We start from the raw sequence: 25,230 nt of genomic DNA on the forward strand, positions 1-25,230 counted from the left end.
ATACTCAGATAGAAGTTCACGAACTTCCATTTCAACTAGCTCTAGAAGCTCTTCATCATCAACCATGTCACACTTGTTCATGAATACGATGATGTAAGGGATACCAACCTGACGGCCTAGTAGGATGTGCTCACGAGTCTGAGGCATTGGGCCGTCAGTTGCAGCAACAACTAGGATACCACCGTCCATTTGCGCAGCACCAGTGATCATGTTTTTAACATAATCCGCGTGTCCTGGGCAGTCTACGTGTGCGTAGTGACGAGTTGGAGTGTCGTACTCAACGTGAGAAGTTGCGATTGTGATACCGCGCTCACGCTCTTCTGGAGCGTTATCGATAGATGCGAAGTCTTTCGCTTCACCGCCGTACACTTTAGCTAGAGTAGTACAGATTGCAGCAGTTAGAGTTGTTTTACCGTGGTCAACGTGGCCGATAGTACCAACGTTAACGTGCGGTTTAGTACGTTCAAATTTTTCTTTAGACACGATCGTGTTCCTTCCTAGTTATGATTCGCCCCGAGAACGAATTTTGTCGGGGCGCGCCAGAATTTGCTATTTTATGCGTCAATTTTACTCAACGCAACAGATTCATTACTAAACAATAGCTGATTAGCTGCGCTGTGCAATAATCGCATCCGCCACATTCTTCGGAGTCTCAGCGTATTCGCTAAATTCCATCGAATATGACGCACGACCTTGGGTCGCACTACGCAAGTCAGTTGCGTAACCAAACATCTCAGAGAGCGGTACTTGTGCACGGATGATCTTAAGGCCAGCGTGGCCGTCATCCATACCTTCGATCATGCCGCGGCGACGGTTAAGGTCACCAACAACATCACCCATCCAATCTTCTGGAGTCGTTACTTCAACCTTCATCATTGGCTCAAGCAGAACAGGTTGTGCTTCAAGCGCACCTTTTCTGAAGGCCATCGAGCCGGCGATCTTAAACGCCATCTCGCTAGAGTCGACATCATGGTAAGAGCCATCATACAGTGTTGCTTTGACATCCAGTACAGGATAGCCAGCAAGAACACCGTTGTTCATCTGCTCTTCGATACCTTTCGATACCGAGCTGATGTATTCCTTAGGAACCACACCACCCACGATCTCGTCAACGAACACAAACCCTTCACCCGCTTCAGATGGCTCAAGCTTAAGCCATACGTGACCATATTGACCACGACCACCTGATTGGCGAACAAATTTGCCTTCAACTTCTGTGCTGCCGCGAATTGTTTCGCGGTACGCAACTTGAGGTTTACCCACGTTGCAATCAACACTGAATTCGCGCTTCATACGGTCAACGATGATGTCTAGGTGAAGCTCACCCATACCTGAAATTAGCGTTTGGCCAGTTTCGTCATCGGTTTCCACACGGAACGACGGGTCTTCTGCTGCCAGTTTTCCTAGCGCAATACCCATTTTCTCTTGGTCAGCTTGAGAGCGAGGCTCTACCGCGATCTGAATAACTGGCTCAGGGAATTCCATGCGCTCAAGAATCACTTTGTGGTTCTGGTCACACAGGGTATCACCTGTTGTTACGTCCTTCAGACCAATCGCTGCTGCAATGTCACCCGCACGAACTTCTTTTACTTCTTCGCGCTTATTTGAGTGCATTTGAACGATACGGCCAAAGCGTTCACGCTTTTGCTTCACTGAGTTGTAAACAGCATCACCCGAGTTTACGACACCTGAGTAAACGCGCATAAACGCTAGAGTGCCTACAAACGGGTCGGTTGCAATCTTAAATGCAAGTGCAGCGAATGGTTCGTTGTCGTCCGCGTGACGCTCTACTTCGTTCTCATCATCGTCGATACCTTTAATCGCAGGTACGTCTACTGGAGAAGGAAGATATTCGATAACCGCGTCTAGTACCGCTTGCACACCTTTGTTCTTAAATGCACTACCACATGTTGCGAGTACAATTTCGTTATTTAGTGTACGAGTACGCAGACCCGCCTTGATTTCAGCTTCCGTTAGTTCGCCTTCTTCAAGGTATTTATCCATCAACTCTTCGCTTGCTTCTGCAGCGGCTTCAACCATGTTGTTGCGCCACTCTTCAGCTTCATCTTGCAGTTCTGCTGGAATCTCTTCGTAAGTGAAGGTCATGCCTTGATCGGCATCGTTCCAGTTGATTGCTTTCATCTTGATAAGGTCGATGACACCTTTGAACTCATCTTCTGCACCAATGTTTAATTGGATTGGAACTGGGTTCGCACCAAGACGATTTTTAATTTGGTCCACAACGCGTAGGAAGTCTGCGCCTGCACGGTCCATCTTGTTCACAAATACCATACGTGGAACGTGATATTTATCAGCTTGACGCCATACAGTTTCAGACTGAGGTTCAACACCTGATGAGCCACAGAATACAACCACTGCACCATCAAGCACACGCAAAGAACGCTCTACTTCGATAGTAAAGTCAACGTGTCCAGGGGTATCAATGATGTTTACGCGATGATCTTGGAATTGTGCTTCCATACCACGCCAGAAGGTAGTAGTAGCAGCAGATGTGATAGTGATACCACGCTCTTGCTCCTGCTCCATCCAGTCCATGGTTGCAGCACCATCGTGAACTTCGCCGATTTTGTGAGAAAGGCCAGTGTAGAACAGAATACGCTCACTTGTGGTTGTTTTACCTGCATCTACGTGAGCAACGATACCGATATTACGATAGCGCTCAATAGGAGTTTTACGAGCCACGATTGTATCCTCTTACTAAGGTTAACCTTAGAGTATAGAAAAGTGCTGCGAGAGAACCTCGCAGCACTGAAAAGGTATTACCAGCGGTAATGAGCAAACGCTTTGTTAGCGTCAGCCATGCGGTGAACGTCTTCACGTTTCTTAACCGCAGTACCTTTGTTCTCAGACGCGTCTAGCATTTCAGCAGCTAGGCGTTGAGCCATAGATTTTTCACCACGCTTACGCGCAGCTTCAACCAACCAACGCATAGCAAGTGCGTTACGGCGAACCGGACGAACTTCTACAGGTACTTGGTAAGTTGAACCACCTACACGGCGAGATTTAACTTCTACCGCTGGGCGAACATTTTCAAGAGCTTCTTCAAATACAGCTAAGTGGTCTTTACCAGACTTCTCAGCCATAGCTTCTAGTGCAGTGTAAACAATTTTCTCTGCAGTAGATTTCTTTCCGTCAACCATAAGGATGTTAACGAACTTTGCCAGCAATTCAGATTTGAACTTAGGATCTGGAAGGATCTTACGCTGACCAATTACGCGACGACGTGGCATGGATATTCTCCGTTGTCTTCTTCAGGTTATCCAAAACTTTACAGTTTCTTCAAAAATTAAAAATAATTTAGTGTTTGGCCTTACTTAACGGAATCCATTAAGACTTAGGACGCTTCACACCGTACTTAGAACGACCTTGTTTACGGTCATTTACGCCAGCACAGTCTAGTGCGCCGCGAACAGTGTGGTAACGTACACCCGGAAGGTCTTTAACACGACCACCACGGATTAGAACAACACTGTGCTCTTGAAGGTTGTGACCTTCACCGCCGATGTACGAAGTCACTTCGAAGCCGTTCGTTAGACGAACACGACATACTTTACGAAGTGCTGAGTTAGGTTTTTTAGGTGTAGTAGTGTAAACACGAGTACATACACCACGTTTTTGTGGGCACGCTTCTAGTGCAGGCACGTTGCTTTTAACAACTTGCTTTGCACGAGGCTTACGTACCAACTGGTTAATAGTTGCCATTAACTAGCTCCTGATTTACTTGAAAGTAAGCTTTGTGAAAAATCTAGCCCTAACCGCCAATGGCAATTAGGGACGCAAAATTCTATGCAGCAGTGGGAGGTGTGTCAAGAAATATACAGATCTTTTTTAGATTAACTGCCGGGTTTTCATGTTTACAGCAAGCGATATGAAACGACTACTCCCAAGTAGTACTATTAACATGTCGTTCGGTGAGTTCAACAAACCCATTAAAATCCACAACTTGAGTTGATTCTGATACTAGAGACATCAACCCTCTGGCACTAAGATCCGGTTGCAACACGAAACATGCCGAAGGTAACGTTAAGTTTTTGTCAGTGATTAAATAACATGCATTTTCGACCAAAATTACTTGGTCATCTTGCGATAAATAGCGAAGTGCTTGTTGGTAGCCAATTTCGGTTTTGATGATATGAAGCATAAAGGGAGACCTAGAACGTTAATACTTTATGACAAAGACTCAACTGTTTGGCAATTTCACCCGTTTCAACTACTTGTGCACCAATAACCAGTTGCTCGGAGTCTAGCTGATATTGCAGCATACTCTGCTCGCAGACAAAGACGTCTTCAATGTCATACAACTCCATCAGCTTAAATGCGCTGATGTAGTCACGTGATAACACGTCGGCACTGTGTTGGTTTTGTCTGAGCTGATTAACACCTGCGCCAACAAAGAATACTTTGATGTCTTCAGTAAACGCCGATGTCGCCAACAGTGCATCTAGTCCTTCACGCCCTTTTGCTGTTGAATGTGGTAATGAGTTAAATACAAACGCTAGTGTTGTCAAAACTGCACCACCCTGTCTTGCGTTAACATAGCGCTGGCGAGGCTCCCCAACCCAGCGAGTTCAAAGCCTTGAGCTAAGTTATCGACATCGCGCGTATGTTGTGAGGCTTCGTCAACACCCAAGACACCACGTCGCAAAGAGGCGGCAACGCACGTTTCTAAGCGTACACCATAATCTTGTGCCAAACTCTGCCACTCAGCTGTCAAATCTAGCTCATCATTCGCAGGTACCACAAGGCGCGACGCATTGTGAATCCCATCCTGATAAAAGAACACACTCACTAGCTTATGTCCTCTAGCAATAAGAGCCTTAGCAAAGAGCAACGCGTTACGTGCAGACTGAGTCCCATAAACCGATCCATTGATAACTAATGTATAGGTTAACGCAGACACGTTATTCGTCCTCAGTCTTACGCTGACGGATATAGAGATAAACGGTGTGTTTTGAGATATTGAGACGATCTGCGACACGATTTATCGCATCTTTAATATCAAAAATACCTTTGTCGTAGAGCTCCATAACAATCTGGCGGTTCTTAGTATTGTTCGATACCGATTTATCCGCATTGATGTCTTCGATAGTGCGTTCTACGGTTTGGTCTACTAGCTCTTCTACATCACTGGCAAAGTTCACTGAAGATGCGGCATCTTTTGCATCTTGTGTAGGCATAAAAGATTGAAGGATTTGCGAGAATGGCGCATCTAAGTTCACGTTAATACACAGCAAACCAATGACACGATTATCACCATTGCGAATCGCAATAGTAATCGACTTCATCAGCACGCCACCTTTAGCGCGAGTGAAGTATGAGCGAGAGAAGTTACGCTCAGAGCCTTCGATATCTTTGAGCATCTTAAGAGCTAGGTCGGTTATTGGTGAGCCAACTTGACGCCCTGTATTTTCACCGTTGGCAATTTTCACCGCGGAAGTATTTAACGACTCCAGTGAGTGCAGAACGATTTCACAAAATGGACCAATTAAACTCGCTAATCCATCGACCACGGCCTCATAGGACTTAAGGATGATTTTGTCATGCTCGCTAAATGGCGCCACATCGACTGACTCCATTTCAAGCAGCTCATCGGGATTGGTAATTTCAGTCACTGTACTTTGACCCTAGAGATAACTTAAAAAAATTACCGTAAGTTTATCAGAAAATTTGAAGCTGACCTCTAAGTATGTCTCTAACAAGTGATTTAGGGCAAAAAAAGTGCAGTTTTTTATCTACCGTGGCTTTCATCAAACTAAAAAAAGACCCACCGTAGTGAGTCTTTATCGTTCATTGCATTAATTATTGAGTTGCTTGAGCGTCATCGCCATCGATTTTTAGCAGCTCTACTTCAAATACCAATGTAGAGTTCGCAGGAATCGTTGGTGTGTCTTGCTCGCCATAAGCTAACTCTGGTGGGATAACGAACTTGTATTTAGAACCCACTTTCATTAGCTGAACACCTTCAGTCCAACCTGGAATAACACGGTTAAGCGGGAATGTCGCTGGTTGACCACGATCGTATGAGCTATCAAATTGAGTGCCGTCAATCAAAGTACCTTTGTAGTGTACTTCTACTGTGTCAGTCTCTTTTGGTTGCGCACCAGTACCTTCTGTTTCTACTTGGTACAGTAAGCCAGAGTCTGTTTTAGTCACACCATCTTGTTTCTCGAATTCAGCACGGAAATCGTCACCAGCTTTCTTAGCTGCAGCCGCTTTTTCTTCTGATTGCTTCTGCATAGTTTCAGCAACACGCTTGTCTAAACCTTCCAGTGCAGCACGAATTTCATCTTCTGTCAGTTCAGCTTTACCCGCAAACGCTTGTTCTATACCTTTAAGAACCAGTTCTTTCTTCAGCTCGATGCCAAACTCAGCCGGTTTTTCAATGCTCGTGCTTAGGTAGTTAGCGAAAGAAACGCCGATTGCGTAAGCTGCTTTATCATCTTCTGTCTTAAAGTGAACCGCTTTGCCTGTCTCCGCTTGAACTTGCTCTTGCGCCGCTGGCTCTGCTTTTGGTTCTTCTTTTTGACAACCGACTGCCAACATTACTGTCGCAGCAAGTAGCGACACTTTAAATAGTGATTTCATTTAATTCTCCGATTATGGAATTCAACGCCTACTCATACTTATTAAACTTGTCTTTCAGCGCAGCATGCGTAACTATCTCAATCTAGTAACTATTTCTACATAGCTCAAGCTTTAAATATACTAGCTTAAACTCAAGACTCAACGTGGAATAACGCTAATGATGCGAATAATATCTCATTCTGTGCTGTGGTTAATTGTCATCAGCCTGTTAAATGGCTGCTTTTTCTCCAGTGATTCAGAGAGACAATGGGACCTAGCGTTAGAGGGAACCAGTGCCATTGCGTTAAGCCGCGATGCCAGATTCGCCTTGCTTTACTCCAAGCAGCAGCACCTTCAGCTATGGGACCTCAACCAAAACAAACTGTTAGCTCGCTTGGGCATTCAAGATCCTGAGCAGAATATTATTTCCCTCATTCGTTTTAGCGATAATGGCCGCTTTGCTGTCACTGCCACACAAACCAACTTCGCCGTCTGGGATTTAGCCTGGTCTCAATCTACCGGACTTTGGTCTATCTCTGACGGACTCATACAAGACATCGCTTTGGGCAATAATGGCGATGAAGTGCTTATTGGTCTCAGTAATGGTAAAGCCATATTCATCGATTTAGTCACTGGAAGACGCCTAGAGTTCCTCGCTCACGTAGAAAAAGTGAATTCTGTTTCACTATCGCCTAATGGAAAATACGCACTATCAGGAGGCAACGACCATAATGCTTACTTCTGGAGCACCGAATCTGGTCAAATATTACAGCAATTTGAACATGAGCAACGGGTCGGCACAGTGGAACTACAACGCGATGGTTTATACGCCCTCACTTCAGATAGTGGAAATAATGCCATTATTTGGGATCTGAAAACTGGCAAAGAGGTCAGTCAGCTAAGCAGCTGGACTCGACAGCTTATCTTCTCCTCTGCGCGCTTTTCCGATGACGGCACTCGTTTAGTCACCGGCTCTCCCTCTTCTAGAATGGTCATCTGGGACACGCAATCTGGTAAACGGATAGAAGGCTTCGAAGTTGAGATGTTAAAAGATGTTCGTCCGCCTCGAGGAGTAGTGTATGATGCCGCTTTTGAGAGCAACCAACGCGTCCTCTCAGCCTCTTCTGCCGGTGTTGTGCAGGCTTGGAATTTGAGTGAGTAGAGATTATGAGTAATAAAGAAGTTCAGGCTCTCGAAGAGAGAATTAACGATATGGAATGCAAAATGGCATTCCAAGAGCAGACCATCGAAGAGCTCAATGACGCCTTAACTCAACAGCAGCTACTGATCAGTAAAATGCAAGATCAAATGAAGTATGTTGTTGGTAAAGTGAAAAATATGGATACGTCCAACCTTGCCGATCCTTCAGAAGAAACGCCCCCTCCTCATTACTGATTGTCCAGATATAAGAAAGCCCCTGCGTAATGCTGGGGCTTTTGGATTATCTATAAGTCCTGCTAAATCACTAAAGCGCGCGTTGGCGTACCGCTTCAAATAAACAAATCCCCGATGCTACCGAAACGTTCAAACTTGATACCGAGCCCGCCATTGGAATTTTAATCAGATCGTCACACGTCTCACGAGTTAAACGGCGCATACCGTCACCTTCCGCACCCATAACAATCGCTAAAGGTCCATCAAGTTTCGCTTGGTAGATATCGTGAGTAGCTTCCCCAGCAGTCCCTGCAATCCAGATTCCTTGCTCTTGCAATGATCGCATTGTACGAGCGAGGTTAGTTACGCGAACCAAAGGAACGGTCTCGGCGGCACCACAGGCCACTTTACTGACAGTGGCCGTTAATGGCGCAGAGCGATCTTTCGGCACAATAACAGCAGCAACAGCTGCCGCATCGGCATTACGTAAACAAGCACCCAAATTATGAGGGTCAGTCACACCATCAAGAATTAGCAATAGTGGCTGAGCATGCTGGCTTAGAATACTGTCTAGATCATTCTCATTGAGCTGCTTAGCTGGTTTTACTTTCGCAATGATTCCCTGATGATTGGCACCACGTGCTTTGTCATCAAGCGTCTTACGGTTCATTTGCTGAATCGACACACCAATTTGAGTCAATTCATTCAGCACTGGCATCAAGCGCTCATCTTGACGCCCCTTTAATACGTACGCTTCTATAAAACGTACTGGATCTCTTTCCAATACAGCTTTCACAGCATGTATGCCGTAGATAAATTCGTTACTCATGGTTTAACCTTGAATTCTATTTTTTCTTCGCTCGACCCGCTTTACTGCGCGCTTTGTTCTTGCGAGCTTTTTCGGCTTTGGACTTTTTGCGCTTATGCGGCAATACGTCTTCTTGTCCGTCAGGCCTTTTCGTTGCTTCGACAAGAGGCTTAGCTTTTGCGCCTCGCTTACCTCTTACTTCTGCGACACGTTGTTTTGCCTTCGCTTTTTTCTTCTCAGCTTCAGCAACACGTTTTTTAGCCGTTTTTCCTTTGCCGCGTAGCTTACGACTTGTTTCCTCTAATTCAAAGTCTATTTTCTTCTCATCGAGGTTAACCGCCAGCACTTTTACTTTTACCGCATCACCTAATCGATAAATCGCACCAAAGCTTTCACCGATAAGTCTTTGACCTATTGGATCAAACTGATAGTAGTCATTAGCAAGTGAGGAAATATGCACCAAACCATCAATGTGCAATTCCGTTAAACGTACAAAGAACCCAAAACCGGTGACATTCGCAATAACACCATCAAGAACTTCGCCAACATGGTCTTGCATGTACTCACACTTGAGCCAATCTGCCACATCACGTGTCGCATCATCTGCTCGGCGCTCTGTCATCGAACATTGCTCACCATAGAAGTCCATATCATCGAAGGAATAATGGTAGCCACCGGTTGGTGTCCATCGATCGGTGTTGCGACCTTCTTGCTTAGCAATTAGATACTTAATCGCTCGATGCAGCAACAAGTCAGGATAACGACGGATTGGAGAAGTAAAGTGCGCATAGCGTTTGAGCGCTAACCCAAAGTGACCTGCATTATCTGCGTTATACACCGCTTGCTTCATTGAGCGTAATAGCATGGTCTGGATCAACTCTTTGTCTTGGCGCTGCTGGATTTTTCGAATCAGCTCAGCGTAATCCGTTGGTGACGGGTCTAAACCACCAGATAAATCTAAGCCAAGCTCTCCCAAGAAATCTCTAAAGCCTTGCAGCCTTTCCTCTCCCGGAGTCTCGTGAATACGATACAGGGCCGGCTCTTTGGCTTTCTCAACCAGAGAAGCGGAAGCAATATTTGCCAATATCATACATTCTTCGATGATCTTATGGGCATCATTGCGAATCACAGGTTCGATGCGGTCAATTTTACGCTCTGCATTGAAGATAAATTTGGTTTCTACTGTTTCGAACTCAATTGCACCACGATGGTCACGTGCTTCTTTCAGCACTTGATACATATTGTGGAGCTCATGCAAGTGTGGCACTAACGCACTATAGCGTTCACGTAACTCTTCGTTACCCTCTAAAATATCACTCACTTTGTTATAGGTTAGGCGAGCATGGGAGTTCATCACGGCTTCGTAATGCTTATAACCTGAAAGTTTGCCCGTTTCCGAAATGGTCATTTCGCACACCATACATAAACGGTCTACTTGAGGGTTAAGCGAACACAATCCGTTCGACAATACCTCAGGTAACATAGGAACCACCTGAGATGGGAAATAAACAGAGTTACCACGTACGATGGCTTCTTTATCTAGAGGGGAATCCGGACGAACATAATAGCTGACATCCGCGATCGCAACCCATAAGCGCCAACCACCACTTTTTTTACGTTCACAGTAGACGGCATCATCAAAGTCACGAGCATCTTCACCATCAATCGTGACAAGAGGCAACTCGCGTAGATCAACGCGGCCCTTTTTAGCCTCTTCAGGTACAAATTCGCCAAATTGCTGAACTTGCTTTTCAACTTCAGCTGGCCACTCATGAGGAATTTGATGAGTGCGAATTGCTATTTGGGTTTCCATGCCAGGCGCCATGTTCTCGCCGAGCACTTCAACTACTTGCCCCATCATTCCACGAGATCGGCTGCCACGGTCAGTCACTTCAACCACAACAACATTGCCCATTCGGGCACCGCCTCGGTGTTCGTTCGGGATTAGGATATCTTGGCTAATACGAGAATCATCAGCAACGACATAGGCGTAACCGTATTCTAGGAAAAATCGGCCTACGACTTGCGTCTTGCGCTCTTCCAACACACGTACGAGTCGCCCTTCCTTTCGACCACGTTTATCGGTGCCAGATGGCTGTACTAATACAAAATCGCCATGCAATAGTGTACGCATTTGGTGATGAGGAAGCAGAACATCATTGTCCTTATTCATGCTTCCTTCAGGTCTCACCCAGCCATGTCCATCTTTATGACCTATGACATAGCCTTTAATCATTTCTAATTTATCTGGTAAGGCATAACACTGGCGTCGAGTAAAGACCAACTGGCCATCACGCTCCATAGCACGTAAACGACGACGCAGCCCTTCATAATGCTCTTCGCCTTCAAGCCCTAATGCTTCAAACAGATCATTTCTGTTCATTGGTACATTAACGCTTTCTAAGAAATCGGTGATGAATTCTCGGCTTGGAATTGGGTTGTCGTAGTTTTGGGACTCTCTTTCTGCAAAAGGGTCGTCTACTTTGATATCGCTAGGCTTGTTCGACATAGTCTGACCTATATTTTAGGAGGGATACGTCGATTATAACTGACAGAGCAGATAAGCTACAGAAATGCTTTGAATTTCTCGTATTGCTGAAAGATTACCAGAACGTCGTTCGACGCTTTGCCCTTGCGATAATGTTTTCAGGCATACGTTGCTCTAAGCCACGTCTTAACATAGAGATACGTTTATGCTTACGACTATCGGGAGTCACCGAGTTGTAGAGCCAACGATATGCATCTTCGTAGTCCAGAGGGCTACCAAAATCTCGAAGCAACAATTCTGCAAGTTGAATCCTCGCATCAATATTGCCCATTGACGCCGCTTCTCTAAAATAGGGAATGGCTCGCTCTTTATCTTGCTGCACAAAAGTACCACGAGAGTAATAGCGGCCTAGCTGTTCAAGCGCTACCGGTAATCCTTGATGGGCTGCATTTTCCATGTAGTACAGACCCAACTCAACATCTTGAGGCACACAAACACCCCAAGCAAGCATATCGCCATAAAGAAATTCATAGGAAGGTAAGTTGATGCGGGTCGCGCGCGCCATAATATCTTCAACCAGCTGACAGTTATCTGCTTTGACTCGAGCTAGATGTCGATTTTCTTCAATTAAACCAATCAGTTCATCTTCAGAATAGATAGGGATCGGAGCCCCCACTTCTTTGGCGTGAAGTGTTTTTACAGAGCCAAGTAGCGCCATGCAAACAAGTGCTGCTAGTTTGTGTCGCTTAATCACTGTGTAACTACTCCTCATACGCAAGTACCAAAGCCAACCAACGCTTATGGATGGTTTAACTTTTATCGGCAGTTACTCGCCTCGCTTTAGAGAAAAAATGGGAAAAGTGGCAATATATTGCCACTTTTGAATAGCTGAAGTTCAAAGACGTCAAAACCTTGGCACAAGATCACATTTGCTCAATGTTCATCACCAATAAAAAAAGCCAGCGTAAATGCTGGCTTTTTAGAACTTTCAATCGATTAAGCCTCGAATGGCTGAACCTTAATGATCGTTTCGTTACGATCTGGACCTGTAGAGATAATATCTACTGGTACGCCTGTCAGTTCTTCAATACGCTTGATGTAGTCTAGAGCGGCTTGAGGAAGTTGCTCGATAGACGTTGCACCAAATGTTGTTTCAGACCAACCAGGCATAGTTTCGTAAATTGGTGTTGCTTCTTCAAAAGCTTCAGCAGCCATTGGAGAAACTTCCAAGATAGAGCCATCTTTCATCTTGTAACCAGTACAGATTTTCAGCTCTTCTAGACCGTCAAGCACGTCTAGTTTAGTTAGACAGAAACCTGAGATAGAGTTGATTTGTACTGCACGACGCATTGCTACGGCATCAAACCAACCAGTACGACGTAGACGACCTGTTGTAGCACCGAACTCGTGACCAACATCACCAAGGTGCTTACCTACTGGGTCTTGCTTATCTAGGCCATCGTAAAGCTCTGTCGGGAATGGACCTGAACCAACACGAGTACAGTAAGCTTTAGTAATACCTAGAATGTAACCGATATGACGAGGACCAAAACCTGAACCTGCCGCAACACCGCCAGCGGTAGTGTTTGAAGACGTTACATAAGGGTATGTACCGTGGTCGATATCTAGAAGCGTACCTTGAGCACCTTCGAACATGATCTTGTCACCACGTTTACGCGCTGCATCAAGTTCATCAGTTACATCAATAACCATTGAAGTTAGAAGGTCTGCATAACCCATGCATTGTTCTAGAACTTCGTCATAGCTTACTGTGTCTGCTTTGTAGAAGTGCTCTAGTTGGAAGTTATGGAACTCCATGACTTCTTTTAGCTTCTCAGCGAAGACTTCTTTATCGAAAAGATCACCAACGCGTAGACCGCGACGTGCAACTTTGTCTTCGTATGCTGGACCGATACCACGACCAGTTGTACCAATTGCTTTATTACCACGAGCGATTTCACGCGCTTGGTCAATAGCAATGTGGTAAGGAAGAATTAGAGGACAAGCTTCAGAAACGAAAAGACGCTCGCGAACCGGAATACCACGTTCTTCTAGAGGCTTCATTTCTTTAAGAAGTGCTTCTGGTGAAAGAACAACACCATTACCAATAACACACTTAATGTTATCGCGAAGAATGCCTGATGGAATCAAATGAAGAACGGTTTTTTCACCGTTAATGACTAGAGTGTGACCTGCATTGTGACCGCCTTGGTAGCGAACCACGTACTTTGCATCTTCAGTTAAAAGGTCTACGATTTTACCTTTACCTTCGTCACCCCATTGGGTGCCCAGAACGACTACGTTATTACCCATCTTTCCAAATCTGATTGCTAGTTAAAAAAGGATTCTAGCATCGAAATCACAAATTTGCAGTCATTTTTTAAGCATTGGAATCCCGCTTTGTGGTAAGTGACTGATGCTGGCTAATAAAAAAACGATATTGTGGCTAGTTTAGCATCATGAAGGTAATTACAGCACCTGCCACAACAAGACAGCCGCCGATTCTTCTTAAATTCTCATCAGGCTGCTGAGCTAATTGGGAAACCATGTTTCGCCAACCTCGCGGGGCAAGTAGGGGTCCTAGTCCTTCGACAACTAACACTAAACCCAAGGCAATCCATAACGACTGTGACATTGTTTTTCTCCCAAAAAATAGGGCTCCCTTGAGGAGCCCTATTACGGTATAGCGTAAGATTATTTAACTGGAGCGCCGTTCATATCGTTCATGTAACGGAAGAACTCACTCTTAGGATCAAGAACTAAGATATCGCTCTTGTCAGAGAATGACGTCTTATACGCCGATAGTGAACGTAGGAAGCTAAAGAACTCTGGGTCTTTGTTATACGCCGAAGAGTAGATAGCTGCTGCTTTTGCGTCTGCACCACCTCGAGTTACACGAGCTGTTTTGTCTGCTTCAGCCAATAGTGTTGCCACTTCTAGCTCAGCTTGAGCACGAATAACTTCTGCTTTCTCACGACCTTGAGAACGGTGCTTACGAGCTACTGACTCACGCTCAGCACGCATACGACGATAAATCGATTCACTGATTTCATCAGGAAGGTTGATTTTCTTCATACGGAAGTCAACAACACGAACACCTAAATCTTTCATCGCGCTTTCACGGGTATCGCGAAGCACGTTGCTCATGATCTTATCGCGTTCGCCATCAATCTCTAGAGCTTGCTTAGCCGCTTCAGTGGTGACTTCTTCACTGTCTGCACTTTCAGGAAGTACATCGTTGTTACGAGGACCAGAAACAATCTGCTTGATCTCACGAGCACCGATTTCAGAACGTAGCACATCGGTAACCTTACGTTCTAAAAGCGCTTGCGCAGTAAGAGCATTACCGCCACCCGTTGCCAGATAGTATTGACGGAAATCTTCAATCTTCCACTTAACATAAGTGTTGATGATGACGTCTTTTTTCTCTGACGTTACGAAACGGTCACCGCGGCCATCCATTGTCTGGATACGTGCGTCCAATGTTTTCACTCGATCGAACAGTGGCATCTTGAAATGCAAACCAGGTTCGTAGATGCGAGATACTTGGTTGTCATCGGTAAGAACACGACCAAATCGAATTACGATGCCACGCTCACCTTCAGGGATGACGAACAAAGACATCAGCATCAATGCTAAGGCAACGACTAATACTGGTATCATCAATTTACGCATTATTAGTATCTCCCTTGACGCGTCGAGTTATTGCGAGACGTATTGTTGCTTGAAGAAGTATCGCTGGCCGACGGATCTAATTGAATCTGTTCATAAGCCGATGTTTCCTTTGGCTTACGTGACTTAGATGTACCTTCTTGACCTGCTAGCTTATCGATAGGCAAGTACAACAGGTTACCACTTGATTCAGAGTCAATAAGAACCTTAGATGTATTTGAGTACACTTCTTCCATCGTATCTAGGTACAGACGGTTACGAGTAACCTCAGGCGCCGCTTGATATTCTGGGAGTAGTTTTTCAAACTGAGCAACTTGACCTAGCGCTTCGTTGGTTATTCTCTCGGAATAACCTTGAGCTTCTTTCTTCAAACGCTCAGAACGACCTGTCGCTTTAGGAATAATCTCGTTTTTGTACGCTTCTGCTTCTCGAATGAAACGCTCTTCATCCTCTCGAGCAGCGATCGCATCATCAAATGCATCTTTAACTTGCTCTGGTGGACGAGCTGACTGGAAGTTGACGTCAACGATGGACAGACCCATATCGTAGTTATCAATGATCTCATTCAGCGTTTCTTGAGTGCTTTGACGAATCTGTTGACGACCACTGGTCAGGATACTATCCATCAGTGAATCACCGATTACTGCACGTAGAGCCGAGTCAGTTGCTTGGCTTAAGCTGTCATCAGCGTTAGTGACAACAAACAGATACTTGTATGGATCAGAGACGCGGTACTGTACGTCCATTGAAACTGAAACTACGTTTTCGTCTTTTGTCAGCATGGTACCTGATGCACGTAGCGAGCGAATTGCTTGCACGTTAACAGGTTGGTATTCGTCGATAAAGCGAGGACGCCAGTTCAGACCTGGGTCGACGATTCGATCGAATTTACCGAGACGGAGAACGACACCTCGCTCACCTTCACTAATGGTATAGAAGCCAGAAAAGAACCAAATAGCGACTGCGATTAATGCAATGACACCAAAGCCTATTGCACTACCACCACCGCCAATTGATGGGCCACCATTACCACCACGTTTACCAAACTTACCACCGATTTTCTGACTCAGCTTATTAAAGACTTCATCTAAATCAGGCGGTCCTTGATCACGACCACCGGAGTTCCGGTCACCACGATTGTTATTACCCCATGGGTCTTTATCGCGGCCGTTGTTTCCATTGTTATTACCAGGCTCATTCCACGCCATTAGGAAGCTCCATCATTTAGTATGACGTTATACTGTAGCAGTCCTTTAAGTAACTATAAAGTCACTCAAAACTGCCCCTTCTCTTTTTTCAAGTCTAGACCAATCTACTTGTTGCATCCGAATATCAATCAACAAGTTACCTTCTTCGTCGTATTCTTCACGTTGAATACAATTCATCTGGAAAAATGTACTACGAAATCGCCCTTGAAACTGCGGCGGAATTCGCAATTGATATTGAACCATTTGGCTCGCTAAGCGCTCTGTTAGCGCTTCGAACAACAGTTCGATTCCTTGCCCTTCCATGGCAGAAACCCAAACGGCTCTCGGAATTCCTTCGCCATTACGTTCTATACGTGGACGTTGGCCATCTAGATTATCTATTTTATTCATCACAACGAGAGAAGGCACTTCATGTGCATCTATCTCTTCTAGCACGTCATGAACAGCTTGAATATTCTCACGAAATCGGTCATCACTGGCATCGACAACATGTAACAAAATGTCAGCTTCCTGCGTTTCTTGCAGTGTTGCCTTAAATGCCGCGACTAAATCATGCGGTAGATGACGGATAAATCCTACCGTATCCGCAAGGATAGCCGGACCGACGTCCGCTAGTTGTATTTTTCTTAAAGTGGGGTCGAGTGTTGCGAATAACTGGTCAGCAGCATACACCCCTGCTTCAGTAATACGGTTAAACAGTGTTGATTTGCCCGCGTTGGTATAACCTACTAGGGAAATCGTTGGGATTTCAGCTCTGTTTCGGGCTCGTCTGCCTTGTTCACGCTGTTTTGCGACTTTTTCTAGACGACGCAAAATCGCTTTAATTCGATCACGCAGAAGTCGACGGTCGGTCTCTAACTGAGTTTCGCCGGGACCACGTAAACCAATACCACCTTTTTGCCTTTCAAGGTGCGTCCAACCTCGAATCAATCGAGTCGATATGTGACGCAACTGTGCTAGCTCTACTTGCAACTTACCTTCGTGGGTACGTGCTCGCTGAGCAAAAATGTCGAGGATCAGACCAGTGCGATCCAAGACTCGACATTTACACAGACTTTCTAAATTACGCTCTTGGGCAGGAGAAAGGGCGTGATTAAAAATCACAATGTCAGCACCAGTTAACTGCACTGTCTGCGCAATCTCCTGAGCTTTACCTTCTCCAACATAGTATTTCGGGTGAGGGGACTGCCGGCTTCCGGTTACTACCTGTAACGCATTAACGCCTGCAGAAGATACGAGCATCTCAAATTCGCTAAGATCTTCCCACTCACCTTCTTGCGTGAAGTTGATATGAACAAGTACAGCTTGCTCCCCCGATTCATAACGGTCAAACAAGCTACCAACTCCTATTTAATTGTCTTGTTTTATTAAATTCGGTATTAATCGTCAGATTTCTCTTGTTGACGATCACCAGCTGGACGCTCACCACTATGATGGCTAACCGCACGAGCTGGAACAACCGTAGAAATCGCATGCTTATAAACCATTTGATTTACGGTGTTTTTCAAAAGGATCACAAACTGATCGAAAGACTCAATTTGACCTTGTAGCTTGATCCCGTTTACAAGGTAGATTGATACTGGAATACGCTCGCGACGTAGTGCATTTAGGAATGGGTCTTGAAGAGATTGCCCCTTAGCCATTTTTATTTTCCTTATATTAATATTGTAGTTTTAATTATTTAGCTATTGGTGCACTGCAATGTTAGGTGCTGCCTTTGCATCTGAGCTAAACCAATGAAATACCCCTTAGTTTTATAATCATAGAACAACTATTGCCTTTGAAAACAAAACTCAGTTCCTTTTTGGGTACAAATACGCAAAAGCGACCACATTATACACAGTTAATGCCATCAGATGCTATGGCATCTGTGAGAGTTTTCATTGAATCCTCAACATGTTCGCTGTCTAACCAAACCAAATCATCCCAACTCCTTAACCAGGTGATTTGACGCTTGGCCAATTGGCGAGTCGCACAGATCCCGCGAAAGATCGCGTCATCTAAAGTGCTCTCTCCGTCCAAATATTCCCACATCTGACGATATCCGACACAACGAATAGACGGCAGATCTGGGTGAAGATCTTCACGAGCATATAACGCTTTGACTTCATCTTCAAAGCCTGCTTGTATCATTTTCTCAAAGCGCAATTCAATTCGTTTATGTAACAAAGCACGATCTTTGGGCGCTACCGCAAATTGTTTAACACGAAATGGTAAAGGCTCGCCTTTGGTTTCAGTCAATTCTGTCAATGACTTACCAGAGATACGATACACTTCAAGCGCACGTGATAGTCGCTGAGGATCATTTGGATGTATCCTCTCTGCTGAGACAGGATCTATCGCTCGAAGTTCATTATGAAGTGCTTGCCACCCTTTTTCTGTGGCTTCTTGCTCGATCTGTTTGCGGATTTCCGGGTTCGCTGCAGGTAACGGCGATAGGCCTTGTAATAGTGCTTTAAAGTACAGCATTGTGCCACCAACCAGCAGCGGGATCTTACCTTCAGCGTGAATTTTGGCAATTTCGTTCAAAGCATCGCGTCTAAAATCCGCCGCAGAATACGCCTCTGCTGGATCCAAAATATCGATTAAGCGATGTGGCGCTAGTGCAAGCTCATCGGCATCTGGCTTTGCGGTACCAATATCCATGCCCTTGTATATTAAGGCTGAATCAACACTGATGATCTCCACAGGGTATTGCTGACGAAGACGAATGGCTAAGTCGGTCTTACCGGATGCGGTTGGACCCATTAAAAACAAAACGAGTGGTAATTTTTGATTCATGATGAAAATGCTGCAATTGTGGCCGTAAAATCGACAGGTCGAACAAATTTAGGGTCGCTTAACGGTAGCTGACCTTCGTAGAGCTGTTCAAGGTTGCCAAGCAACTGAACGGATTCAGATAAAGTGTAGCTACTTTTCACTTGCAGCACTTTTTTCGCTAACCAAAGGCTTAACTGACTGGTGGTTTGATCATGCTGCTCAAGGGTTGCCAAGTATGACAGCATTTCATCAATTAACAATTGCAAATTTTGCTGCCTTAATGGTGAAGGCACCCCCATCACCATTACAGTTTGTTTATTGCGTACCTTAATATCGATTCCAAAGTTCAACATAAGCTGCTCATGAGTCTCAACCGCTTTTAATTGCCCTTCATTGACTTTCAATGAGAGTGGCACCAACAGTGGCTGCATGGTCAACGCACTTGTTTTTGGGCTCAATTGAGCGAACAGTTTGTAAAACTCAGCCCGGCGCAAAGACACCACCGCGCAAATGGGCTCCGCCTTCACTAGCACATAACATTGTTCGACAATGGCAATGGCCTTACCAATTCGCTCAATATTCACGTCTATCTGGTTTGGCTTTTGCATTTCAGGTTCAGGCAACTGATGGACGTTAGTTTCAATATCGGGCGTTTGCATCAACTCCTGATAGACTCGAACTTCGTCGGCCGTTGGCGCTTTTTCTATGACACGAGCCGAACTCTTATTGCTAGAAGTCTTCGCACCACGCTCAGATACCCAGTCGCTACGAGGAGAATGCTCTGCAATTTCATGACCTACCGAAGTACTTTGCACAGCATACTCTGATTGACTATCACGTCTTTGATAATCCGCTCTACCAGGATAGGCAGGTATGCTTTCCACAGCACTAAGCGTAGCATCGTCGACATCAATTCTCGATGTTTGCTCCGGCTCTCGGTGTGCGGTGACTTTTGCTTCATTTTGACTGTTAGCCGATGTGCTAAAAGCTGCTGGAGAAACTGGCTGAGCGTCAATAGACTTAGCCTGAACCAAAGCATCACTCAGAGCTTGGTATATAAAGTCGTGAACCAGACGAGCTTGATGAAAGCGAACTTCATGTTTTGCAGGATGCACATTCACGTCCACTTGATGAGGGTCGATATCAATAAACAAGATATAAGCAGCAAACTGCTCTGGGGCTAGACTGTTTTCGTAGCTTTGACGAATCGCATGATTGATGAGTTTGTCTTTCATCATACGACCATTCACATAGCAATATTGCAGATCACTTTGAGCTCTGGCACCTTCCGGGGTGGTAATCCAGCCATGTAATTTCAAATCATTATGCTGCAACTCAATCTTAAGCATATTGCGCACAAATGGTGCTCCACACACGGCTGCTATTCGCTTCTCTGTTTGCGCATCGGTCTTTGCAGCACGGTACTGCCTTACTAACTTACCGTTGTGCTTCAGGTTGATCGAGACGTCAAAACGGCTCAAGGCGATCCGTTTTAATAGCTCATCAATATGAGTGAATTCCGTTTTCTCAGTACGTAAAAACTTGCGTCTTGCTGGTGTGTTGAAAAACAGGTCAAGGACTTCAAGTGTAGTACCAATGGGATGTGCAGCAGGTTTAAGCTTCACTGCCATGTCACGCCCTTCGGCATATGCACTCCAAGCTTGTTCTTGCGTGGCTGGACGAGAAGTCAGTGTCAATCGAGCCACAGAGCTTATACTTGCTAATGCTTCACCGCGAAAGCCTAGGCTCATAATGGCTTCAAGATCATCCAAGGTATGAATCTTCGACGTCGCGTGACGACTAAGTGCCAGTTGCAACTCATCTTTAGCAATCCCTTTGCCGTTATCACGAACGCGGATAAGTTTGGCACCACCTTTTTCGATATCAATATCGATACGAGTCGCACCAGAATCAAGACTATTTTCGACTAACTCCTTTACTACCGAAGCTGGTCGTTCCACCACTTCACCCGCGGCAATTTGGTTAGCCAGTCGAGCGGGGAGTATCTTAATCGTCACTTATCTTCTCCAAAATGAGCTACATCATTCTTGTTTACTTATTAGGTATCAACAAGACTTGGCCTACAGCCAATGAGTCTGAACGTAGCTTGTTCGCATCTCGTATACTTTGAACGGTCACACCATACTTAGATGCAATCTTGCCTAAGAACTCCCCTCGCTGCACTTTGTGCTTACGAAGAGGTAGGTCTTTTAAACTGACTGTGATTTTGAGTTTCTGCCCCAGTTTCAATACATCAGATTTGAGGTTGTTCTCACGTTTAATATCCGCAACGGAGACTTTGTATTTGTTGGCAATCTTACCCAAGTAGTCACCTTTGGCCACAGTATGGGTTACCGTTTTAGTTTCAACCGTATTTACCTTGCTGCTGACCTTCACTGGTGCGCTGCTCCCAGGAATCACCAACGTTTGTCCTACCGCCAGCGAAGTACTCTTCAGGTTATTGGCACTCTTAATAGCCGAGACCGACGTCCCATAATTTTGAGCAATCACAGATAAGGATTCACCACGCTTCACGGTATGTTTTTTCTGCTGGCCGCGATTGGCAAACAAAGTCCCTTCCGGCGGATTCGCTTCAAAATACTGGACGATCGCTTTGGCTAAGGCACGCGCCAATTTATCTTGGTGACTACGAGTCGTCAGCAAGCGCTCTTCTGTTGGGTTGGAAATAAAGCCAGTTTCAACCAGAACCGAAGGAATATCCGGTGATTTCAACACCGCTAGGCTCGCATTAACAGGCTCTTTCTTATGAAGATGCGCAACTTTACCCATCTCTTTTAAAATCTTAGTTGCGACTTTGTAGCCCTCTTTTTGAGAGTGACTAAATTGCAAATCTAAGAGTGTTTGACTGACATTTCTATCGTTGGTGTTCTTCGATAACACCTCACCAGCACCGCCCAATAATTCAGATTGCTGCTCGTGATTCTCTACCCAGCGCGCAATCTCGGTGTTCGCTCGTCTAGTATTCAGGACAAACACTGACGCACCACGAGGTTGTGGCGTTCTAAACGCATCGGCGTGAATTGAAACCAATAAGTGTGCTTTATTCTTACGTGCAATCTCAGAACGTTTATTAAGATTGACAAAATAGTCACCACGGCGAGTCAATACTGCCTTCATGCCCGGAATAGCATCGATCTGTGCAGCCAGTTTTTTCGACACGCTCAAGGTCACGTGTTTTTCGTATTTCTTAGTTGGTCCAATCGAACCCGGATCTTCACCGCCATGGCCAGCATCAATTGCAACGATAATATCTGCTGTGCCTCTCAACTGAGAAGCATCACGACTTACTGCCGTTTTACTGCTTGGTACCGTTGCTTTAGGTTGGTTACTCGCTTTACCGTGAGGCAAGTCGATAACCAGACGATGTCCGTACTGCCCCCCCGGTGTGGGATTCAGTTTAAATATTTGCGGCGTTGAAGACTTCTTTAACTCGAACACCAAACGATAGGTCCCTTTGCTAGGGGGTGAGCTTTTACGAATTTTGCTCAGCACCGGGCTATCGGTTACGTTCATTGGTAACTTGGTGTTTAAGGTTGTGTTTTTAAGATCCACTACAATTCGGCTTGGGCCCGATAGTGAGAAATAACTGTAGTCCGCTTCAGACTTAAGGTCGATAACAACACGCGTTTCGTCCGGTGACGGCCAAACGCGGAGACCCTCTAACGCATTGGCTAAAGTAACGGTAGGAAACATCAACAAGATTGGCAGCATGACTTTAACCATGCTGCTAAGAAAACGACTGATCAATTTAACTCCAACTGACTTATTAATTCTCTTCCATAATCGCTATTTGCGGTGAAGGCAATCTCTCTTGCCTCGCCAACATACTTAATCTCGATATCAATATCGGCATCAGGTAAGACGCCAATTCCTTTTTCAGGCCACTCCACTAAACAGATGGCATCATCCGAGAAGTAATCACGAATACCCATGAACTCAAGTTCTTCAGGATCCGCTAAGCGATATAGGTCGAAGTGATATACGTTCCAACCATCAAGCTGATAGGGCTCTACCAAGGTATAAGTCGGGCTTTTTACATTACCCCTATGTCCGAGACTCTGAATAAAGCCACGACTGAATGTGGTCTTCCCAGCGCCAAGATCACCATGCAAATAAATCGTTGTCTGTTTTGAACAGAGATTGGCCAGTTTAGTTCCAATTAAAATCGTTGCGGATTCATCTGCTAAGGTAAATTTTTTAGTGCTCATCACATTTTTCTCTGAGTGGTGCCTTTGAGAGTCGAAATAGTAAACTGTGTCGCTTTTCGTAGACAAGTGATCTTATGTAAGTAATCAGAAAATTTACCATTATTTTATCGTTATCCCTACTGTGCATACACAAAATAGTCGATGAAAGTTTGTTCTAAAGTAGATTAAGGACTTTTTGGTGCTCATACTTGGGTTAGTATTGGTTTTGAGTATAGAATACGCGTCCTTTTCTATTTGAGTAATCATGATGGACTTAAACAAGCTTGCCAGTGACATCAAACAATGGGGACAAGAGCTCGGTTTTCAAAAGGTCGGTATTAGTGATATCGATTTGCAAGACCAAGAAACTGTTCTCAAAAACTGGTTGGCCGCTGGATATCATGGTGATATGGCTTGGATGGAAACACACCAAGATTTAAGAATTCACCCAGATAAGCTACATCCAAATACCTGTCGAATTATCAGTGTCAGAATGGATTACCTTCCGGAAGACGCGAATTTTGCATCCAATTTAGAAGATAAGCACTCGGGTTATATCAGTCGGTATGCTCTTGGACGTGATTACCACAAACTGATTCGTAATCTACTCAAAAAACTAGGTCAAAAAATAGAACAAGAAGTCTCAGAGCTTGGTTATCGTCCATTTGTCGATTCAGCCCCCGTTTTAGAACGCCCTCTAGCAGAAAAAGCCGGATTAGGGTGGATAGGAAAACACTCATTATTACTGGATAAAGAAGCTGGCTCTTGGTTCTTTTTAGGTGAACTATTTATCGACTTGCCTCTTCCTACGGATAACCCGGTAAATAACGAGTGTGGAAAGTGTCGAGCGTGCGTAACATCCTGCCCTACTGGTGCGATTTTGGAAAACGGCGTTATTGATGCTCGCCGCTGTATTTCCTACCTCACCATCGAATACAAAGGGGTCATTCCACTAGAATTTCGCGAAGCGATGGGAAACCGAATCTATGGGTGCGATGACTGCCAACTGGTTTGTCCTTGGAATCGTTATGCAGAGCTCAGCCAACGACAAGACTTTCAAAGACGCAATAGTTTTGCCGATACCAATCTCGACATTTTGCTTTCCTGGGATGAAGCCACTTTCCTTAAAAATATGGAAGGCTCAGCCATTCGAAGAATCGGTCACGAGCAATGGCAACGAAATATCATCATCGCGATGGGGAATGCGCCTTTCTCTCAAACTTATATCGAGCAGCTAGAACAGATAGAGGGACAATCCGACCTTCTAGATCCACACATCGAATGGGCCTTGCAGAAACAGCTCGGGCAGCTACCTGTGAATCTAGATACCAGCCTTCATACTAAAAACCAACGTCTCATCCGTATCGTAAAAAAAGGGTTACCCCGAGACGCATAGCCATCAATGGTTGTAGAAAAATCAAATTAATTTTCTTGACTAATATCTCAAATCTACATTTGTGGAAAAACTACATTTTCATTAGCGGTTAGTCGTTGAGAAATCAGGTTAAACACAGTTTCAATATATGACTAGGATCAAAAAAACGTCACTTGCTGATCATTTTGCTGTCAAGAAAAAAACAACAGAACGCCACTTATTTTATTTAATTTCAATCACTTAGTAACAAATATCAATCTTTAGCATTACCAATATCGGTGTAAAGATCTTTCAAGCCCCCTACCTTAAGGACCTTCAAATACAATTTATCAACCAAGTTATCCACAAAATAAAAATGTGGATAAGTCTGTTAATTTAACTGTGACAGAATCGCAACAAAGGCAGACGCCTAGTGCTGTTCAGGTGTGTAGAAATTAGATACACAGTTCAGTGCATTGCGTTACTTATGAGTAATGCAATAACTGAATGACTTAATTTTTGGGAGTGATGCTTCTCAGCATTAGGAAAGAGCATGCGGTGAAGGGACGAAGTTTCTCAACTTTGCTATCTCTTAATGAGATGACCGCTTTTGGTGTCCATTATGAGGAAGAAATTGGAGCGACACACGAGGTTCGAACTCGTGACCTCAACCTTGGCAAGGTTGCGCTCTACCAACTGAGCTAGTGTCGCATTATTATCGCTAATTAAATAACGATTATTTCTTTCACTTTAGGAAAATGGAGCGACACACG

25 protein-coding genes and 1 tRNA gene are annotated in these 25,230 nt (G+C 44.8%); 3 read left to right on the forward strand and 23 right to left on the reverse strand.

The window, feature by feature from the left end; all coding sequences use genetic code 11:
- The 9 genes from OH456_RS25675 to fkpA form a co-directional block, all read right to left on the reverse strand.
- Positions 1-483, reverse strand: a 483-nt coding sequence (locus tag OH456_RS25675) for a GTP-binding protein (RefSeq protein WP_270034423.1), incomplete at its 3' end; no start/stop codon positions are given.
- Positions 484-606: 123 nt separating this feature from the next.
- Positions 607-2,703, reverse strand: a complete 2,097-nt coding sequence (gene fusA, locus OH456_RS25680; protein ID WP_038224544.1) for an elongation factor G — start codon at positions 2,701-2,703, stop codon at positions 607-609.
- Between the two features lie 77 nt (positions 2,704-2,780).
- Positions 2,781-3,251, reverse strand: coding sequence for a 30S ribosomal protein S7 (rpsG, locus tag OH456_RS25685; protein ID WP_031493416.1), 471 nt, complete (start codon positions 3,249-3,251; stop codon positions 2,781-2,783).
- Between the two features lie 97 nt (positions 3,252-3,348).
- The gene (gene rpsL / locus OH456_RS25690) at positions 3,349-3,723 is read right to left on the reverse strand and encodes a 30S ribosomal protein S12 (protein ID WP_004399892.1); all 375 of its coding nucleotides are present in this window, start codon (positions 3,721-3,723) and stop codon (positions 3,349-3,351) included.
- 175 nt (positions 3,724-3,898) lie between these two features.
- Positions 3,899-4,162 carry a sulfurtransferase complex subunit TusB gene (tusB, locus tag OH456_RS25695; protein WP_268668072.1) on the reverse strand — a complete coding sequence of 88 codons (264 nt, stop codon included), beginning with the start codon at positions 4,160-4,162 and terminating at the stop codon, positions 3,899-3,901.
- A gap of 10 nt (positions 4,163-4,172) precedes the next feature.
- Positions 4,173-4,529, reverse strand: a complete 357-nt coding sequence (gene tusC, locus OH456_RS25700) for a sulfurtransferase complex subunit TusC (RefSeq protein ID WP_062462320.1) — start codon at positions 4,527-4,529, stop codon at positions 4,173-4,175.
- Positions 4,526-4,921 carry a sulfurtransferase complex subunit TusD gene (gene tusD, locus OH456_RS25705; RefSeq protein WP_038224549.1) on the reverse strand — a complete coding sequence of 132 codons (396 nt, stop codon included), beginning with the start codon at positions 4,919-4,921 and terminating at the stop codon, positions 4,526-4,528. Before tusD ends, tusC begins: the two co-directional genes overlap by 4 nt.
- 1 nt (position 4,922) lies before the next feature.
- A complete protein-coding gene (locus OH456_RS25710) occupies positions 4,923-5,597 on the reverse strand; it encodes a helix-turn-helix transcriptional regulator (protein WP_051647237.1) in 675 nt (224 codons plus the stop codon).
- 223 nt (positions 5,598-5,820) lie between these two features.
- Complete coding sequence (fkpA, locus tag OH456_RS25715; protein ID WP_038224550.1) at positions 5,821-6,606, reverse strand: FKBP-type peptidyl-prolyl cis-trans isomerase; 786 nt, start codon at positions 6,604-6,606, stop codon at positions 5,821-5,823.
- A gap of 160 nt (positions 6,607-6,766) precedes the next feature.
- On the opposite strand from fkpA, the gene OH456_RS25720 reads away from it, so the two are divergent.
- Together OH456_RS25720 and OH456_RS25725 are read left to right on the forward strand one after the other, a co-directional pair.
- Positions 6,767-7,747 (forward strand): WD40 repeat domain-containing protein, encoded by a 981-nt coding sequence (locus OH456_RS25720; protein WP_038223262.1) that lies wholly within the window; start codon positions 6,767-6,769, stop codon positions 7,745-7,747.
- Between the two features lie 5 nt (positions 7,748-7,752).
- The gene (locus OH456_RS25725; protein ID WP_006075239.1) at positions 7,753-7,980 is read left to right on the forward strand and encodes a SlyX family protein; all 228 of its coding nucleotides are present in this window, start codon (positions 7,753-7,755) and stop codon (positions 7,978-7,980) included.
- A 70-nt stretch (positions 7,981-8,050) separates the two neighbouring features.
- Here OH456_RS25725 and rlmB read toward each other — a convergent pair whose 3' ends face one another.
- The 13 genes from rlmB to tsaE form a co-directional block, all read right to left on the reverse strand.
- Complete coding sequence (gene rlmB / locus OH456_RS25730; protein ID WP_270034464.1) at positions 8,051-8,788, reverse strand: 23S rRNA (guanosine(2251)-2'-O)-methyltransferase RlmB; 738 nt, start codon at positions 8,786-8,788, stop codon at positions 8,051-8,053.
- Between the two features lie 16 nt (positions 8,789-8,804).
- Entirely contained in the window at positions 8,805-11,276 is a 2,472-nt protein-coding gene (gene rnr / locus OH456_RS25735) for a ribonuclease R (protein ID WP_240207680.1), read from the reverse strand.
- A 94-nt stretch (positions 11,277-11,370) separates the two neighbouring features.
- Complete coding sequence (gene motX / locus OH456_RS25740) at positions 11,371-12,027, reverse strand: flagellar protein MotX (protein WP_216613809.1); 657 nt, start codon at positions 12,025-12,027, stop codon at positions 11,371-11,373.
- A gap of 224 nt (positions 12,028-12,251) precedes the next feature.
- A complete protein-coding gene (locus OH456_RS25745; RefSeq protein ID WP_006075243.1) occupies positions 12,252-13,568 on the reverse strand; it encodes an adenylosuccinate synthase in 1,317 nt (438 codons plus the stop codon).
- Positions 13,569-13,701: 133 nt separating this feature from the next.
- Positions 13,702-13,890 (reverse strand): DUF2065 domain-containing protein, encoded by a 189-nt coding sequence (locus tag OH456_RS25750; RefSeq protein ID WP_124940541.1) that lies wholly within the window; start codon positions 13,888-13,890, stop codon positions 13,702-13,704.
- A gap of 59 nt (positions 13,891-13,949) precedes the next feature.
- Positions 13,950-14,930 carry a protease modulator HflC gene (gene hflC, locus OH456_RS25755; RefSeq protein ID WP_006075245.1) on the reverse strand — a complete coding sequence of 327 codons (981 nt, stop codon included), beginning with the start codon at positions 14,928-14,930 and terminating at the stop codon, positions 13,950-13,952.
- Between the two features lie 2 nt (positions 14,931-14,932).
- A complete protein-coding gene (hflK, locus tag OH456_RS25760) occupies positions 14,933-16,135 on the reverse strand; it encodes an FtsH protease activity modulator HflK (protein WP_006075246.1) in 1,203 nt (400 codons plus the stop codon).
- Positions 16,136-16,180: 45 nt separating this feature from the next.
- Entirely contained in the window at positions 16,181-17,470 is a 1,290-nt protein-coding gene (gene hflX, locus OH456_RS25765; RefSeq protein WP_198557252.1) for a ribosome rescue GTPase HflX, read from the reverse strand.
- A gap of 44 nt (positions 17,471-17,514) precedes the next feature.
- Entirely contained in the window at positions 17,515-17,778 is a 264-nt protein-coding gene (gene hfq, locus OH456_RS25770; protein WP_006075248.1) for an RNA chaperone Hfq, read from the reverse strand.
- Positions 17,779-17,968: 190 nt separating this feature from the next.
- A complete protein-coding gene (gene miaA / locus OH456_RS25775; RefSeq protein WP_006075249.1) occupies positions 17,969-18,916 on the reverse strand; it encodes a tRNA (adenosine(37)-N6)-dimethylallyltransferase MiaA in 948 nt (315 codons plus the stop codon).
- Entirely contained in the window at positions 18,913-20,913 is a 2,001-nt protein-coding gene (mutL, locus tag OH456_RS25780; RefSeq protein ID WP_270034465.1) for a DNA mismatch repair endonuclease MutL, read from the reverse strand. Before mutL ends, miaA begins: the two co-directional genes overlap by 4 nt.
- Positions 20,914-20,947: 34 nt before the next feature.
- Entirely contained in the window at positions 20,948-22,639 is a 1,692-nt protein-coding gene (locus tag OH456_RS25785; protein ID WP_006075251.1) for a LysM peptidoglycan-binding domain-containing protein, read from the reverse strand.
- Between the two features lie 20 nt (positions 22,640-22,659).
- The gene (tsaE, locus tag OH456_RS25790) at positions 22,660-23,124 is read right to left on the reverse strand and encodes a tRNA (adenosine(37)-N6)-threonylcarbamoyltransferase complex ATPase subunit type 1 TsaE (protein WP_006075252.1); all 465 of its coding nucleotides are present in this window, start codon (positions 23,122-23,124) and stop codon (positions 22,660-22,662) included.
- Positions 23,125-23,371: 247 nt separating this feature from the next.
- On the opposite strand from tsaE, the gene queG reads away from it, so the two are divergent.
- Entirely contained in the window at positions 23,372-24,499 is a 1,128-nt protein-coding gene (gene queG / locus OH456_RS25795; RefSeq protein WP_006075253.1) for a tRNA epoxyqueuosine(34) reductase QueG, read from the forward strand.
- Positions 24,500-25,092: 593 nt separating this feature from the next.
- Here the strand turns inward: queG and OH456_RS25800 are convergent.
- Positions 25,093-25,168: transfer RNA gene (locus OH456_RS25800), tRNA-Gly, on the reverse strand.
- Positions 25,169-25,230 lie beyond the last annotated feature (62 nt).

Source organism: Vibrio sp. La 4.2.2 (assembly GCF_027586995.1).
Lineage (GTDB): Bacteria > Pseudomonadota > Gammaproteobacteria > Enterobacterales > Vibrionaceae > Vibrio > Vibrio mediterranei.